Annotated in this window: 14 protein-coding genes and 1 tRNA gene; 9 read left to right on the top strand and 6 right to left on the bottom strand. The window is 58.7% G+C overall.

Annotated features, from left to right (window positions below; all coding sequences use genetic code 11):
• Positions 1 to 10: 10 nt before the first annotated feature.
• The 5 genes from ABF859_RS10425 to ABF859_RS10405 are packed head-to-tail and all read left to right on the top strand — an operon-like array spanning position 11 to position 8,516.
• Positions 11 to 1,075, top strand: coding sequence for an efflux RND transporter periplasmic adaptor subunit (locus ABF859_RS10425; RefSeq protein WP_415527712.1), 1,065 nt, complete (start codon positions 11 to 13; stop codon positions 1,073 to 1,075).
• Positions 1,053 to 4,163 (top strand): efflux RND transporter permease subunit, encoded by a 3,111-nt coding sequence (locus tag ABF859_RS10420; RefSeq protein WP_415527711.1) that lies wholly within the window; start codon positions 1,053 to 1,055, stop codon positions 4,161 to 4,163. Before ABF859_RS10425 ends, ABF859_RS10420 begins: the two co-directional genes overlap by 23 nt.
• Complete coding sequence (locus ABF859_RS10415; RefSeq protein ID WP_415527710.1) at positions 4,160 to 5,596, top strand: efflux transporter outer membrane subunit; 1,437 nt, start codon at positions 4,160 to 4,162, stop codon at positions 5,594 to 5,596. Before ABF859_RS10420 ends, ABF859_RS10415 begins: the two co-directional genes overlap by 4 nt.
• Positions 5,593 to 7,509 (top strand): lipase family alpha/beta hydrolase, encoded by a 1,917-nt coding sequence (locus ABF859_RS10410; protein WP_415527709.1) that lies wholly within the window; start codon positions 5,593 to 5,595, stop codon positions 7,507 to 7,509. Before ABF859_RS10415 ends, ABF859_RS10410 begins: the two co-directional genes overlap by 4 nt.
• A 41-nt stretch (positions 7,510 to 7,550) precedes the next feature.
• A complete protein-coding gene (locus tag ABF859_RS10405; RefSeq protein ID WP_415527732.1) occupies positions 7,551 to 8,516 on the top strand; it encodes a DUF4105 domain-containing protein in 966 nt (321 codons plus the stop codon).
• A gap of 55 nt (positions 8,517 to 8,571) precedes the next feature.
• On the opposite strand, the gene ABF859_RS10400 is transcribed toward ABF859_RS10405, so the two are convergent.
• Entirely contained in the window at positions 8,572 to 9,450 is an 879-nt protein-coding gene (locus ABF859_RS10400; RefSeq protein ID WP_415527708.1) for an N-formylglutamate amidohydrolase, read from the bottom strand.
• Positions 9,451 to 9,525: 75 nt separating this feature from the next.
• Here ABF859_RS10400 and ABF859_RS10395 point away from each other — a divergent pair.
• A tRNA-Val gene (locus ABF859_RS10395) sits at positions 9,526 to 9,600 on the top strand.
• Between the two features lie 527 nt (positions 9,601 to 10,127).
• Here ABF859_RS10395 and ABF859_RS10390 read toward each other — a convergent pair.
• On the bottom strand, positions 10,128 to 10,370 hold the full coding sequence (locus ABF859_RS10390; RefSeq protein ID WP_415527731.1) for a tyrosine-type recombinase/integrase: 243 nt from the start codon (positions 10,368 to 10,370) through the stop codon (positions 10,128 to 10,130).
• An 85-nt stretch (positions 10,371 to 10,455) separates the two neighbouring features.
• On the opposite strand from ABF859_RS10390, the gene ABF859_RS10385 reads away from it, so the two are divergent.
• Positions 10,456 to 10,755: a hypothetical protein gene (locus ABF859_RS10385; RefSeq protein ID WP_415527707.1), complete on the top strand. Its 300-nt coding sequence runs from the start codon at positions 10,456 to 10,458 to the stop codon at positions 10,753 to 10,755.
• A gap of 50 nt (positions 10,756 to 10,805) precedes the next feature.
• On the opposite strand, the gene ABF859_RS10380 is transcribed toward ABF859_RS10385, so the two are convergent.
• The 3 genes from ABF859_RS10380 to ABF859_RS10370 all read right to left on the bottom strand — a co-directional run bounded on the left by ABF859_RS10380 (position 10,806) and on the right by ABF859_RS10370 (position 11,991).
• Entirely contained in the window at positions 10,806 to 11,099 is a 294-nt protein-coding gene (locus ABF859_RS10380; RefSeq protein WP_415527706.1) for a BrnA antitoxin family protein, read from the bottom strand.
• Complete coding sequence (locus ABF859_RS10375) at positions 11,083 to 11,331, bottom strand: BrnT family toxin (protein WP_415527705.1); 249 nt, start codon at positions 11,329 to 11,331, stop codon at positions 11,083 to 11,085. The genes ABF859_RS10380 and ABF859_RS10375 overlap by 17 nt, the downstream gene beginning before the upstream one ends.
• Positions 11,332 to 11,652: 321 nt before the next feature.
• Positions 11,653 to 11,991, bottom strand: coding sequence for an energy transducer TonB (locus ABF859_RS10370; protein WP_415527704.1), 339 nt, complete (start codon positions 11,989 to 11,991; stop codon positions 11,653 to 11,655).
• A gap of 1,045 nt (positions 11,992 to 13,036) precedes the next feature.
• On the opposite strand from ABF859_RS10370, the gene ABF859_RS10365 reads away from it, so the two are divergent.
• Both ABF859_RS10365 and ABF859_RS10360 read left to right on the top strand, forming a co-directional pair.
• Positions 13,037 to 13,426, top strand: coding sequence for a hypothetical protein (locus tag ABF859_RS10365; RefSeq protein WP_415527703.1), 390 nt, complete (start codon positions 13,037 to 13,039; stop codon positions 13,424 to 13,426).
• Positions 13,427 to 13,541: 115 nt separating this feature from the next.
• Positions 13,542 to 13,775, top strand: coding sequence for a hypothetical protein (locus ABF859_RS10360; RefSeq protein ID WP_415527702.1), 234 nt, complete (start codon positions 13,542 to 13,544; stop codon positions 13,773 to 13,775).
• Positions 13,776 to 13,794: 19 nt separating this feature from the next.
• Here the strand turns inward: ABF859_RS10360 and ABF859_RS10355 are convergent, their stop codons facing one another.
• Complete coding sequence (locus ABF859_RS10355; RefSeq protein ID WP_415527701.1) at positions 13,795 to 14,580, bottom strand: SDR family NAD(P)-dependent oxidoreductase; 786 nt, start codon at positions 14,578 to 14,580, stop codon at positions 13,795 to 13,797.
• Positions 14,581 to 14,808: the final 228 nt, after the last annotated feature.

Below are 14,808 nucleotides of genomic sequence, written 5' to 3'. Positions count from 1 at the left end.
ATTGCCTCTGATGGCGTGCAGTGGCCTTCTGCTCCTTCTGACAGCCTGTCACAAACAGACACCCCCTCCCGATATCCGACCGGTCCGCTCCACTGTGGTGCAACCGGTAAACAGCGCGACCGGCGAGCCCCTGACCGGTCAGATCGCGCCACACCGCACCGTCACTCTCTCGTTCCGGCTTGCAGGAAAGATCATCGAACGACGTGTCAGCGTCGGCAGTGTCGTTCATGCCGGAGAGGTGGTGGCGAGACTGGACGAAACGGCCGTAACACAGATCCTTCAGGCTGCAACAGCGGATATGGAAGCCGCAAAAGCCGACCTCGTCCAGTTGGAAGCCCTCCGCAGACGCGCCATTGCCCTCCTCCCGGTACAGGCGATTTCACGGAACGACTATGACGACGTGATCCGCCGTTACCGGACAGCCCAGAGCACGGTCCAGTCCACGCAGGCCCGGATGCGGATTGCACAGGAAGGCGTGGACCACACCCGACTGACGGCGGATACGGATGGGATCGTCACGGAACGGCTTGCGGAAGTCGGAGAAGTCGTCGCAGCGGGTCAGCCGGTCCTCCGGCTGGCGGAAAGTGGAGAGCGGGACATCCAGTTCGATGTTCCGGCATCCCTGATGCGCGCGACCGGACTGGCGGGAAAACCACTTTCGGTCTGTCTGGATGCCGAGCCTGCGGTGTGCACGACGGCACAGATCTACGAACTCGCTCCCGATGCCGACGCGCTGACGAGAACCTACCGTGCCAAAGCGCTGCTGCATGCCCCGCCGCCGGACATGACGCTGGGGTCCGTCGTGGTCGGACGCATGGTCCTGACGGACCATCGGGAAATCCGCCTGCCCCCCGCAGCCCTGACCGCTCAGGACGGAAAGCCGGCAGTCTGGATCGTCGCACCCGACACATCCACCGTGACCCTGAGACGGATCGAAATCGCCAGCTACACGGCTACGGACGTGCTTGTCTTCTCCGGACTGAATGCCGGTGACCGCGTCGTCACGGCAGGTGTGCAGGCGCTCTATCCGAATCAGAAGGTCACGCTCCTGAATGACGCCGATGTCCGCCCCTGAGTCTCCAGCCCCCGGTGGCGTGAACCTGTCGCGCTGGTCGATCACCCATCGCGCGCTCGTTCTTTTCTTCATGATCCTGACCGGTGTGGCGGGCTTCAGGTCCTATTTCGCCCTGGGGCGTAACGAGGACCCCCCATTTACCGTCAAGACCATGGTCGTGCAGGCCATGCTTCCCGGCGCTTCCGTCGAGGAAACAGCCCATCTCCTGACGGATCCAGTCGAAAAGAAGCTTCAGGAAACGCCTTATTTCGATTACGTCAAAAGCTACACGGTCGCGGGAAAAACCACGATCCTGCTCAACCTGCTGTCCGGCACTCCGAAGGCGAAGGTTCCGGACATCTGGTATCAGGTCCGCAAGAAAGTGGGAGACCTCAAGGTCCTGCTGCCTTCCACGACCGTCGGACCATTCTTCAATGACGAATTCGGCGACACGTACGGCATCATCTACGCCTTCACGGCACAGGGTTTTTCCCATCGTGACCTGAGGGACTATGTCGAAACGGTCCGCGACGAGCTTCTGCATGTGCCCGATGTCGCCAAGATCGAGACTCTCGGCGCGCAGGACGAGAAGATCTACGTTGATCTTTCCAGTCATCATCTGGCGCAACTGGGCATCAACAGCGCCATGATCGCGTCCTCGCTTCTGGCCCAGAACGTCCTCATGCCGTCGGGCACACTCGACACCGGGACCGAACAGATCCGTATCCAGCCCACCGGTCGGTTCAGTTCGGTCGAGGACATCAAAAACGTGACGGTCTATGCCGGAAGCCGGAAGATCCGGCTGGGCGATATCGCCACCATCACCAGATCCTATTCCGATCCGCCGCAGACAATGTTCCGGGTCAACGGACAGGATGCCATCGGTCTGGCAATCTCCATGAGTTCCGGCGGCAACGTCCTTGCGATGGAAAAGAATATCTCCACGACCATGGCGGAACTGCACGCCCGCATGCCGGTGGGGATCGAGGCGCATCTCGTCGCCAACCAGCCCAAGGTCGTGAAGGACGCCGTCGGCGATTTCACGGAGGCCCTGTTCGAGGCCATCGCAATCGTCCTGGGGATCAGTTTCCTTAGCCTCGGCGGCCGTGCGGGAACGGTGGTGGCCTTCTGCATCCCCTTCGTCCTCGCCGTCGTCTTCACCTGCATGGAAATCTTCGGGATCGACCTGCAGCGCGTCTCGCTGGGGGCGCTGATCATCGCGCTTGGCCTGCTCGTGGATGATGCCATGATCACCGTCGAAAGCATGGTCAGCAAACTGGAGGAAGGCTGGACCCTCGCCCGGGCCGCAACCTTTGCCTACACCTCAACCGCCTTCCCCATGCTGACGGGAACGCTGGTGACGATCGCAGGCTTCGTTCCGATCGGCTTTGCCCGCAGTATCGCGGGCGAATACACGTTCTCGCTGTTCGCCGTCGTCGGCATCGCGCTGATCGTCTCGTGGTTCGTAGCCGTACTTGTCGCCCCCCTGATCGGAGTGACAATCCTGCGCGAACATCCCGAAGCGACGAGCGGCACTGCAAAGCCGCGCCCGCCCGGACGGATCCTGACCACGTTCCGGCGCTTTCTCCTCCACGCGATGCACCATCCGCGCGTGACGGTCTTCGTAAGCCTCGGAGCGCTGGCTGTCGCCTTGCTCCTTCTGCCGCTCGTCCCGAAGCAGTTCTTCCCCGCCTCGGACCGACCCGAGCTGCTCGTCAACCTGTCGCTGCGGCAGGGAGCATCCATCAAGGCAACCGCGGATGTCTCGCATCAGCTTGATGCGCTTTTGCGCAATGACCCCGATATCGACCACTGGAGTTCCTATGTCGGTCGCGGGGCCATCCGGTTCTACCTGTCAATCGACGAACAGCTTCCCAACGATTTCTTCACCCAGACCGTGATTGTCGCAAAAGACGTCGCAGCCCGAGAACGTATCCGTCACCGTCTGGACGCGGCCCTGAGCCAGCGCTTCCCCGATATCGTGCATGGACTGTTCCCGCTGGAACTCGGACCGCCCGTAGGCTGGCCAGTGCAGTACCGCGTGAGCGGACGGGACCCTGACCGAGTCCGCGATTATGCGCAGCAGGTCGCGCAGATCATGGATGAAAGCCACAATCTGCGACTGATCAATTTCGACTGGGGTGACCCGGCGCGGAAACTGCGGATCGATGTCCGTCAGGAAGACGCACGACGGCTGGGGCTCTCCTCCTCCGCCATTGCCCTGGCCATCAATGCGACCGTCACGGGCATGACGGCCACGCAGGTGCGCGACAACATCTATCTCGTCGACGTGGTCCTGAGGGCCAACCTGGACGAACGGCTGTCGATCGAACAGTTGAGAAACCTTGATATCCGGCTTCCCAACGATCTGACCGTTCCCCTGTCTTCCGTGGCGACAGTCGCCTATGTGGAGGACTACCCGCTCATCTGGCGCCGCAACCGGCTTCCGACCATGACGGTACAGGCCCAGCTTCAGAACAACATGCAGCCCGATGCCGCCGTCTCCGCGCTGGCATCAAAAATGGCCGCGTTCAGTGCCAGGCTTCCCCCCGGCTATCATCTCGCGGTCGGTGGAACGGTCGAGGAAAGCGCGAAATCCCAGGGGTCCGTGGTCGCGGTCATGCCGGTCATGCTCCTGATCATGATGGCGGTCCTGATGATCCAGCTCCAGAGCTTCAAACGTCTTGCGCTGGTCCTTAGTGTCGCGCCTTTCGGCCTGATCGGCGTTGTCGCCTCCCTCCTGCTCTCACAACACCCCATGGGCTTCATCGCGATGCTGGGACTTGTGGCGCTGGTCGGCATGATCATCCGCAACTCGGTCATTCTCGTCCACCAGATCGAGATCGAACAGCAGAGCGGCAAATCCGAATGGGATGCCGTGGTCGATGCCGCCATGATCCGCTTCCGGCCGATCATGCTGACGGCAGTGGCTGCCATTCTCGGCATGCTCCCCATTGCCTCAAGCGTCTTCTGGGGGCCGATGGCCGATGTCATCATGGGCGGGCTGGCCGTCGCCACGGTCCTGACGCTGATCTTCCTGCCCTCGCTCTATGTGATGTGGTTCCATGTCAGCGCGCCCTCGTCTACCCCGGCGAAAGGAGCTGCATGATGCGAAAGTGGCTTTTTCTCGCCCCCCTCCTCCTCGGCGGCTGCTCATGGCTCGCCCCGGACTACAAACGCCCGGCCGTGCCTCTCCCCGCCACATGGAAGGGAACCTCCGCGGTAACGCGCGATGACCGGACATGGTGGCACAGCTATGGCGATCCGGTGCTGGACCAACTGGTGCAGGCGGCCCTCCACGACAGTGACGACATCGCCCTGGCCGGGAACCGGCTGATGCAGGCCCGCGCCCAGTATGGCTATGCGTTTGCCAACCAGCTTCCCATGCTTTCGGTTACCGGAGCAGACGCCTATGGGCAGTTCGCGAATGGCCGGGTCAGCGCCCTGAACCAGAGCCTTCATTTCCCCAACAAAATGAGCAATCTGGGCTTCGTCGGCGGCATGCTGACATATGAACTGGACCTGTGGGGCAAGAATGCCAGTCTCAGCAACGCTGCAAAGGCAGGGGTGCATGCTGACGTCTATGCCATGGATGCGGCGCGCCTGTCCGTTATCGCGGGAGTGGCAAAACTTTATTTCAGTCTCCGCGCGCTGGACGGGGATCTTGCGATCCTGAAGGACACGGTTCAGACACAGGACGACCTTCTTGCTCTCGTCCAGCGCCAGTATGACGTCGGAGCAACGGATGCCCTGACGCTTGAGGGGGTGAGGGAAAGGCGTGATGCGGTCCATGAACTCCTCCCGGACATGGAGGACCAGCGGAACAGGGCCGAGAGTGCCCTGGCGGTCCTGATCGGTCGGTCCCCGCAGGACATCGTGCAGAGCGCGGTCCCGCGCGGCCGGGACATCAGGGACATGACCGTTCCGCAAGCGAGCCCGTCCTTTCTGCCGTCCGAACTTCTCGAGCGCCGACCTGACATCGCTATGCATGAGCAGATGCTGATCGCGAGCAATTTCAACATCGGCTTCGCGCGGGCTGCCTATTTCCCGACGATCTCGCTGGCCTCACTGGCCGGTGTGAACAACATCGACATCGACAATCTGTACCGGGCGACCGGTCGTGCCTGGACGCTTGGTGCGGCCATGGCCGCGCCCGTTCTGGATTTCGGGCGGACAGAAAGCGGCGTCCGGCTCGCGAAGGCCAACAGGAACGAACAGGTGATCCTGTATCAGCAGTCCATCCGCTCCGCCTTCAAGGAAGTCCGGGATGCCCTCCTCGCCCAGCAAACCGCATCGGAGCGCGAAAGCGATACGCTCGCCCGCGAAACCGCGGATCAGAAGCGCCTGCATCTCACGAATCTGCGGCTGGATCAGGGATATGCCAGCCGGATCGATGTCCTGACCGCGCAGGCCGTTTTCCAGCAGGCACAGCTTTCCCACATGACGGCGCGTCTCCAGCGGCTGGATGCGTCGGTCGATCTTTACAAGGCGACCGGAGGGGGATTTCATACGGCCATGGCAAAAACAGCCGTTTCCCCATGAAGAAGGTCCTGCTCGCCCTGTCGGCGCTCCTGTGTCTGGCAGGCTGCGCCTCTCCCATTTCGGTCCGCCAGCTTTCCCTCACTTCCGCCTATCAGGACCGCAACCAGAGCTCCCTGACCGGAGGGCGCCTCTCCAATCTGACCCGCACTGTCCTGCAACGCGAAAACCTCCTGCCGCTCTGGCAGGACCATCCCGCCCGGGCCCTTCTTGCGCTGCAGGAGCGGACCCGGAAACATTTCTATACCAATACGCTGGACGATCAGCTTTTCGCGCTGGCGGAGCTGAACTACATCCAGGGACGACGCCATCGGGATCGTGCCGCCTTTCTGGCTGCCGCCCTTTACGCCTACGCCTATATCAATCCCACCGGCACGGCGGATGAGCGCCCCAGCCCCTATGACACCCATCTGAGACAGGCCTGCGACCTGTACATGTTCGGGCTGACGGAAGCCCTCGGAACACCCGTCAATGCCGTCTCGCAGCAGTGGCACCTCTCATCCGGCCAGGTCGCCATCTCTGTCGATCCGGCACAGCTCCACTGGCATGGACATGAGGTTACCGATATCCGCCCCGTCGCCCGCCTTGCGGTCAGGGGTTTTGAAAACATCTATCGCCAGCCCGGTCTGGGCGAACCCGTAGGCGCCCTCCCCCGACTGACGACGCAGGAAAACCAGTCCTTCCAGATCGCCAATTCCCTCCGCGTTCCCATGAACCTGATGCTGATCATGAGTTCGCCCCGCCAGCAGATCCTGTCGGATCATGTTTCCGCCCGCCTTCAGTTGACCCCCATCAACGAGAACATTGCAGGGCAGCAGGCGCCTCTGCAGTTCGATCAGACGACCACCCTCGCCGAAAGCCTGAATGATGCGATGGACTGGTCTGTCGAATATCGGGGTTTTCTCGATGGCCGACTGTTCAATCAGGGAGATCGACCGCAGCTTTTGACCATCGAGCCCCATCAGTATGGCCACCGGCCCGTCGTTCTGGTGCATGGAACCGCGTCCAGCGCAGCCCGATGGGCGAATATGGTCAATGACCTGATGGAAGACAGCGTCATCAGGAATCATTACGAATTCTGGTTTTTTTCCTACGCAACGGGCAATCCCATTCCCTATTCCGCGCTCCAGCTTCGTCAGGCCCTCGAAAAAGCCGTGGCCCAGCTTGGCGGAGCAAAGACGGACCCTGCCCTTGGAAAGATCACCCTCATCGGCCACAGTCAGGGCGGCCTGCTGGCCAAGATGCTGGTCGTCAATACGGGTGACAGGCTCTGGAACGGCATGATCTCCGTTCCCTTAAGCCGCCTGAAACTGCGTCCAGCCGACGAAACACTCTTGCGCGACGCGCTGTTCCCCACTCCTCTTCCCGAGGCCCGGAGCGTTGTTTTCATTTCCACGCCGCAACACGGAAGTTATATCGCCGGCCTGTCCGTGGCTCAGTTGGTGGGGCGGCTTGTCACCTTTCCCGTGTCGGTTCAGGAAGTCATACGCTCCGTCTTCGCAAGCTCTCCGGAAATCCGCAAACTGAACATGCGGCCATGGCGCGTCGGCAGCGTGTACGGCATGTCCCCCCACAGTTCGTTTATACGCTCTCTGGCGGCCATTCCGGTTGCACCTGGTATCGAGGGCCATTCGATCATTCCGGTTTTAGGTGACGGTCCTCTGGCAACCGCCGATGACGGGGTCGTCATGTATGAAAGCGCACATGTGCCCGACGTGCAGTCCGAACTTGTGGTGCGCCATTCGGGCCATTCGACCCAGTCCAATCCCGTTACAACGGCGGAAGTCCGTCGGATTCTGATCCGGCAGCTCGAACAGGACGGAACAGTGCCACCAGAAACGGATCAGGGAGGGCAAGGAACGGTCACGTCCCTGGGAGGCACCTATACCCTGTTACGGCAGGATCAGCACCTGTGATCGCGCCAAGATCCTCACGCTGGAAGCGCACAGCACACGCCATGGGTATCCTTGCGCTCGTCGTGTTTGTGCTCGCCGGAACAGCCGCCCTTTATTATTCCACTCTCGAACCCGAGGGCCTGCGTATCGCCCTGACACTGCTCTTTCCAGCGCTTGTTTCTGGGGCCTTCCTCCTGCCGAACAGGCTGGCGGCGCGAACAGGGGCCGGTCTGCTCTGCGGCGCCCTGAGCCTGTGGTATGTCACTGATCCACCGCGCAATGACCGGGAATGGCAGGGAGAATACGCGGTACCCGCCGACGTCACGATGGACGGAAGTCTCGCCCATATCCAGCACGTACGTAATTTCATCTATCGCACCACGCAGGATTATACGCCCCGCTATTACGATGCGACCTACAATCTGGATGACCTCTCATCGGTGGATCTCGTCACGTCCTACTGGGCGGGAAATGCCATCGCGCATGTTTTTCTGAGCTTCGGCTTCAAGGATGGGCGGCATGTGGCCCTGTCCATCGAAACGCGGCGTCAGAAGACGTTCGAGTATTCGACCATTGCCGGTTTCTTCCACCATTACGAGATGTTTTACGTGACGGCGGATGAGCGTGACCTGATCGGCGTACGGACCGATGTGCGGCATGAGCGCGTCTATCTCTACCGCCTCACTCTCTCTGCGGCAGAACGCAGAAAGCTTTTCGAGAGCTATCTGCGCGAGATCCACACGCTGGCCCGGCATCCGGCATGGTACAATACCCTGACGGACAACTGCACCACCGGCATCCTGACACGCGCGCAGGCCAGGCTGCGATACCGGCTGGACTGGCGGGTTCTGCTCAGCGGATATACCGCCTCCCTCGCCTATGATCTGGGGCTCCTTGATACACGCGTGCCCTTTCCTGAACTCAGGAGGCAAAGTCGCATCCACCGCCCGCCCAATGCCTCCCCTGATGCAGACTATTCCGAGGAAATCCGCCGTAGCCTGCCGCGGAATAAGGGTACAACGGACTGACGGTTACCGTGCTCGCAGTCGCTGATCGTGTTGAAAACGACAGCCCTCCCGGTTTTCAGAAAGCCATGTCACTGCGGGTTGGAGATAAGAGAGGTTTACCCTTCATCGAGGCGGCTATTCCTTCAAGAAGATGCTGCATGGTCTGCCGGGTCTCCTCGAAACCGCCCCCGGGCTGAAGCGTCGCCGTGTTGAGGTAAAGGGACCGGCAGATTTCAATCTGCAACGCATGCATGTTCTGATCGGGCCGTCCGTAATGCTGCGTGATGTATCCCCCTGAATAGGGAACATTGCGTCGAACGGAATATCCCCTGTTTCCAAGCAGGGTCTCAACAAGAGCTGTCATGTCCGAATGACAGCTCTTTCCATGCACATCCCCAAGAACGATATCGCACGGGCGCGCATAGGGCAGTTTCGGCATCGAATGGATTTCAAGAAGAACCGCGTAACCGAAACGGGCCCGCATCTCGGCCAGAAGTGTGGCCAACGCCTCATGATAGGGAAGCCAGGCCGTCGCAAGTCGCGCCCTGATTTCTGACGGAGGGAGGGAATGCCCATAGATCTGCCGTCCACGGGTGACGTAACGCGGAATGACTCCGAAACCGGCCTGCACCTTGGCTGTCAGGAGAACCTCGTCTTCAGGGGGTGGTGGATCGAACATGCCCGCATCCACTTCGCGCCAGTCACGATTCAGATCACACCAGACACGGGGAAATTCGGCACACAGCAGTGTCGCGCCGAAATCAGGAGCGTTTTCAAGCAACCGGTCCACAAACCGGTCTTCACTCTGCTGAAGTTCCTGAAAAGAGAGCGACGCGCTCCTGAGAAAATCTGCAGGATAATTCCGTCCGGAGTGTGGAGACGAAACAAGGAGGGGAATCGCAGTATTCCGCGGTCGGTCCACCCTGAAAGACGTCAGAGGCAAAGAAAGTCGCATAATTTTTTCATATTTAGCTCCAGAGGGGGTTGCAAGACTTTCCGGAGATAGCTAGAAACCGCCTCACCGGACCGGGGGCGCATAGCTCAGCGGTAGAGCACTACCTTGACATGGTAGGGGTCACAGGTTCAATCCCTGTTGCGCCCACCACTCGGTCCGGTAAGAAACCCCATAAAATCAATAGCTTGCCCTTAGATCTTCAGGCGATACATCCCGGCCCTTGGTTCAAGTTTGTTCATATTAATGCGCCTAGCGGCATTATGATGTGTGCAAAACTGGTGCAGGCTCCGCGGACCCAGTGATCTCGTGCGAATCGCACCCTACTTGAATCCAAGCCATTCCATGATCTCATCCCGATAAGCCTCTGGCATCACCTTGGCGTAGCGCGTGACCGTCGTGATATTCCCCCATCCGCCGTCTGCCTTGAAACGCATCAGATCCTTGTGCAGGCAGTATTGCCAGCTTGCGCATGTGTGACGGGCATCATGCGGGGTGACCTCCGGTACGAATATGCCCTTCGGTTTCTTCTGCCCCTTGGGCGTTCATACGCGCATGTGCCCCGGCAGGCCGGCTTTGCGACACGCCACCGACCACCCGGACTTGTTCTGACCGCCGCTGCTCCGCCCGTTTTCCGAATAGGCCTACCCGATTTCCCTGCCCTTCCCCTTTCTCGACTTTCAGGTACGAACAGGACGAAACACGCGGCCATCCCGGTTCGGGAGAGAAACCAGTGTTTCGCAGACGCGAGGCGGCAGATCGATATGCCGCTCGTTCCCCTGCTTCTGCCAGACGACAGCCCGTTTCCCCTTCAGGTCGATGCAAGCCCAGTCCAGCTCGAGAGCCTCTGACATGCGCGCTCCGGTTCCGAACAGGAAGACCAGCAACGGCTTCAGCCGGGTACACGAATACCCGAACGCCATAGGGCAGCCAGACGGTTCAGAATGGGACGGTGCAGGCCGCGACAACCTCCCTTCCGATCCAGGCATCATGGATGAGTGTCATGCTATGAGCTCTGTCACCGTTCCTCTGAGTGCGCCGGCAAGCCAGTCCCTGAATAGCGTGCTGAACCAGCAGCTTGTTCTGCCGGACGTATATCAGCATTCCACCGGTCTTTTCATGGAAGTCTGGCAGAATAGTACGCGCGTCGTGGCGGACGCGATCTGCCAGAACCTGAACCCAGTCATCCATGCGGATTATCTCGGCCTCGGTGGAGACTTTGTGTTTGTGGACAAGCAGGGTAGCACAGATCCGGCCTATGACGGGCTTGGAGGCCGGTATGTGCTGACTTTTGTGACGGCCATTTAGCTGCCGCCCCTATCCAGTAAGGCTACCCCAGACGAGAAGGCAGCAATTGCTCAGGCTCGGCGCAGGGCCTCATTGATCCGGGTCTGCCAGCCTGGTCCGGTGCTCCTGAACTTCTCAAGAACATCCTGATCGAGGCGAAGGGAGACTGAGCGCTTCTTGGCGGCCTTTTGCGGCCCACGAACACGCTTGGCCTTCGCCAAAGACGGGACGACCACTGCTGCCGCCTTCATGGCCTGAAAGTCAGCCTCAGTAAGTTCCGGATTATCGCTATCGAGTGCGATGCCCTGATTAATCCGGGCATCTTCCTCGTCAGTCGGCATGATGATGTTAGTCTTGCGAGACATAGAGCGATCCCTCCCGTTTATTGGCCTTCCGCAGGCTGATGATACGAACGGTCCGGGTTTCGATGCTGAACACCAGCACATGAAGACGGTCACCAATCGGTCCGAGCGCAATAAGACGCGGCTCGTTTGAAGACTGGCTTGCCTGGATGAAAGCCGCATCCCACTCGAAACCTTCAGCGCCTGAGCAACATCGAGAAGCACGATGTTGCTCAGGCGCTTGGTGTCGTCCCAATCGTATCTCACGCCTTATTGTATATACGAAAAGAGGGGGAGATTCAACCTAATTGTATCTGCGATTTAAGGGGGTACCGTTTCGTTACCCTCTGGCAAGGCAGATTCTGGGCCAATATCACGCGCTTCCATACACCACTGTCAGGCCGCCTCCCCGGGCGGTTTTTTTTGTGCTGTCAAAAAGTCGGGTTTCTCCTTGCTTTCGGAAAAGGAGGGCAGCCCCAAGCATCTCCTACCACTTCGGAAATATTCCTCAGTCTTTCATGAGTATGCCCGATCATGCCGTCACGAAACTTTAGGCCCAACCTTTTGTGCGCGTGCTTCAGTTGTCCAAGTCGAAACTCAGGGTTGTGTGATGATGATGCTCAACTGCAGGATGGCCATGTACGGTCGCAGGAGTATATCTCGACTGTCGGCAGTGATCTAATGCACTTTCATTGAACTCGGGGTTTGTGCTGGAAATCACTTGGCAGTTTACAGTATGACCGGTTTTGTCAATATCAAACATTAGGTTGACTTGACCTGTAGCATTTTTCGCAATCAATTTTTCCGGATAAACAGGACCGTTTTTCATGGCCCGCGGCGTACTGAATTTCATTTCCTGCCCACAGGCCACACTTGGTACTGCCAATACAGCCAGCAACAATAAAAAATGCTTCAAATCCGCCTCCTGTTAATTGTTCTCCTGTCAGGATGATACATTTTTACTGTTTGTCATAGCTATGGTTACAATTTTCCAGCTTTCCTGAAGCACTCCATGCTTCAGTGTCGCGTCCAGGGCGGAAGAAACCTGCCCAAGGGGCGAATGCGATATTGGTGAGGCTTCGATCGCGGATGTGAAATATCATACTGTCGATTTTCAATGCCCTCCGGAGAGTTGGTGTCATGGAGTTTGGGGGCTCGACTGTCTGAAGAGAGCGTTGGCTTCGTGGTGCGCTTGTCAACTGGAATGGACATGATTTGCCCTCCTGCAAGATGATTCAAGCGTGCTGCGATCGGGGAGTTCATCTGCGGCAAAAAGAAACCCGGCTTTCACCGGGCTCCTATCAGTTCACCAGATTGGGCGGCTCTTCCACAGGTGGAGGATCTTCCCCCGGTGGTGGGTAAGGATTGGGCTGCGGCGGTCTGGGTGGCGCCTGCGGTGGAGGATTGGGTAGTTCGCTGGCGTGGATTACAGGCATCGTCGTCTCCATTGGCGAGTGACGATTATTCAAAGCCTATCTTTCGCAGGGGTTCGATCAGGGCAAAAAGAAATCTGGTCAGAGTCAGCCGCTCATCAAGCAAGCTATGCCACGAAGCAAACGGCGGCAATCGTCCCGTTCTCGGCAAGGCCAAGCGTGGTCAATGAGAGGGAGAGTTGGTACTCCTCCCCTGGTTCCTGAACCCTTGGGAGGGGATCGGTATAACGCCTATTTTAATTGCGGGCTCAAGACTCAAAGACAAAGACTGACAATCCGACATGCGAGGACGCCATGACCGCAAGAATAATGCTCATTCTCGGAATTACTGCGCTATCTCTCGCGGCGTGTTCTGGAGCGATCCGCGATCATTCCGATGGTCCAGAAGCGATAAAGGCTAAAGATCAGGCGTTCTACGCCCGCGAAAAACAGGACTATAGTCGGGACGCTGCGAATAACCCGATCTAGGAGCTGCAACTGCGCTGATTTTCGTTGTACCAACAACTGTAGTTCGGGTATTATCGAACTATGCCAGCAGTCCTGAAATCCCGCGCGGGAATCGGCGACACGATCCGCCAGCTTTCGACGCCGAATACGGTTCGAAAAACGGCATTCATTCCAGTCCATGCGGAGGATAATTCCCCAACGCCTGAGCGGATGGCGAAGGGGGATTATGAGACGATGCAGATCAACCTGGACGCGAACCGGGCCAATCTGTCGCCGGAGTATCTGCAACAGCTTGAGGCACTACCCGAGAAGGAGCGTCAGCGCTTTCTGTTCGGCAACCAGCAGACGGGCGGCTCCCGTCCCGGAGCATGGTTCAGCACCTCGGAGCCTCACTTTCGGCACATATGGCACTGTACTCAAGAGAGTAGCAGCGCAACCTTGCCCAGCAGTCGCAAGGGAACACTCCACTGATGATTATCTCCAAAATGCTCCGGGCGCGCAGTTTGCTTCCTTCACAGAAGCATGGCGGGCATTCCAGGCTGTTACGTCTACGGCAATGATGACGCCAGTAGTCAAGGCCGTACAAATGATGACGTCAGCCCTGACGGATGTGACACATTACGTGCAGTCGCACCCGAATGACGTGCAACGGTTCGGGCAGGACGTGAACGCGCTTGTGTCCATCATGGGAACGGTCGCGAAAGGGATCGGGGCTGTTTATTCCTGGCTTCCAGCCCCCTTACGACACGCGATCGGTACAGGCGTTGAGACTTCTGCGCTCGGAGCGGGACTAGGATCGGTTGTTACAGGAGCAGCTTGAGGACAGTGAAGTTGCGTCCTCACGGCATCGGAAACGGAGGCTGGCCATTGGAAGCCGTGGCACCTCCGTCAACCGGCATGATAAGCCCTGTAATATAGGCAGCGTCATCGCTGGCCAGAAACGTAATGGCGGCGGCCATGTCTTCCGGTTCTCCCAGGCGCTGTAATGGAATCCGGGCCTCGACACTGGCAACGAAAGCCTCGTCTTTAACAGCATCGGCAGTCATGGCTGTACGTGTGACCGAGGGGCAGATCGCATTCACGCGCACACCACTTTTGCCATGATCCATGGCCATGGCACGCGTCAGATTCACGACCCCTCCCTTGGCGACGTCATAATACGCCGTGTTCCAATCGCCACGCATGCCGGAGACAGAGGCAGTGTTGACGATAGTGCCCTTCGTCTCGATTAGCAGAGGAAGAAATGTGCGGCTGACATTCAGAGTGCCGGTCAGGGTCGTGGCACAGACTGAGCCCCACGCTTCCAGGTCACAATCCAACACTGTGCCAATGGTGGTGACGCCCGCATTGTTCACGAGGACATCCAGTGTTCCAAAATGTGTTCTGACGAACGTGAAAAGCTTCTGAACCTGCTCTGGAGAGGAGATGTCCGTCAATGACGCCGCAGCGTATGGCGGTTCCAGGGCTTTCATGACGTCATCAAGTTTGGCCTTGTCCCGGTCAACCAGAATGACGTGAGCGCCCTCCGCAAGAAAACGGCGGGCGGTTGCATAGCCGATCCCGGAGGCGGCACCAGTTACCAGGACCTTTCGGCCTTTGAAACGTGATAACCCATGAATGGCCATGAAAAATGTCCCTCTGTTGCTAAAGACATAAAGTCTGGCCCGGCAGGATGGTTGCCATAATTGACAGAGCGACTGCGGATTCCGGGGTCAGATAATGACCATAAAACCCTTGTACACCGGCCACGAAGGACGATAGCAAGACTTATCGTCGCCCGTATTGTGACCGATCTCCAAAATGTCCCTGACGTCTATCGAAGCCACCAAACGGAGCCTCGACCCGGAATCCAC

It is taken from the genome of Gluconobacter sp. (genome assembly GCF_047722525.1).
Taxonomy (GTDB): Bacteria; Pseudomonadota; Alphaproteobacteria; order Acetobacterales; family Acetobacteraceae; genus Gluconobacter.
Note: the sequence above shows the minus strand (reverse complement) of the source record. Positions and strands in the feature narration are given on the sequence as shown.

Excerpts from the sequence above, each read along its gene's own strand:
- ABF859_RS10425 (WP_415527712.1), top strand. The coding sequence starts at position 11 with ATGGCGTGCAGTGGCCTTCTGCTCCTTCTGACAGCCTGTCACAAACAG.
- ABF859_RS10420 (WP_415527711.1), top strand. The coding sequence starts at position 1,053 with ATGACGCCGATGTCCGCCCCTGAGTCTCCAGCCCCCGGTGGCGTGAAC.
- ABF859_RS10415 (WP_415527710.1), top strand. The coding sequence starts at position 4,160 with ATGATGCGAAAGTGGCTTTTTCTCGCCCCCCTCCTCCTCGGCGGCTGC.
- ABF859_RS10410 (WP_415527709.1), top strand. The coding sequence starts at position 5,593 with ATGAAGAAGGTCCTGCTCGCCCTGTCGGCGCTCCTGTGTCTGGCAGGC.
- ABF859_RS10405 (WP_415527732.1), top strand. The coding sequence starts at position 7,551 with ATGGGTATCCTTGCGCTCGTCGTGTTTGTGCTCGCCGGAACAGCCGCC.
- ABF859_RS10400 (WP_415527708.1), bottom strand. The coding sequence starts at position 9,450 with ATGCGACTTTCTTTGCCTCTGACGTCTTTCAGGGTGGACCGACCGCGG.
- ABF859_RS10390 (WP_415527731.1), bottom strand. The coding sequence starts at position 10,370 with ATGGCGTTCGGGTATTCGTGTACCCGGCTGAAGCCGTTGCTGGTCTTC.
- ABF859_RS10385 (WP_415527707.1), top strand. The coding sequence starts at position 10,456 with ATGAGCTCTGTCACCGTTCCTCTGAGTGCGCCGGCAAGCCAGTCCCTG.
- ABF859_RS10380 (WP_415527706.1), bottom strand. The coding sequence starts at position 11,099 with ATGTCTCGCAAGACTAACATCATCATGCCGACTGACGAGGAAGATGCC.
- ABF859_RS10365 (WP_415527703.1), top strand. The coding sequence starts at position 13,037 with ATGCCAGCAGTCCTGAAATCCCGCGCGGGAATCGGCGACACGATCCGC.
- ABF859_RS10360 (WP_415527702.1), top strand. The coding sequence starts at position 13,542 with ATGATGACGTCAGCCCTGACGGATGTGACACATTACGTGCAGTCGCAC.
- ABF859_RS10355 (WP_415527701.1), bottom strand. The coding sequence starts at position 14,580 with ATGGCCATTCATGGGTTATCACGTTTCAAAGGCCGAAAGGTCCTGGTA.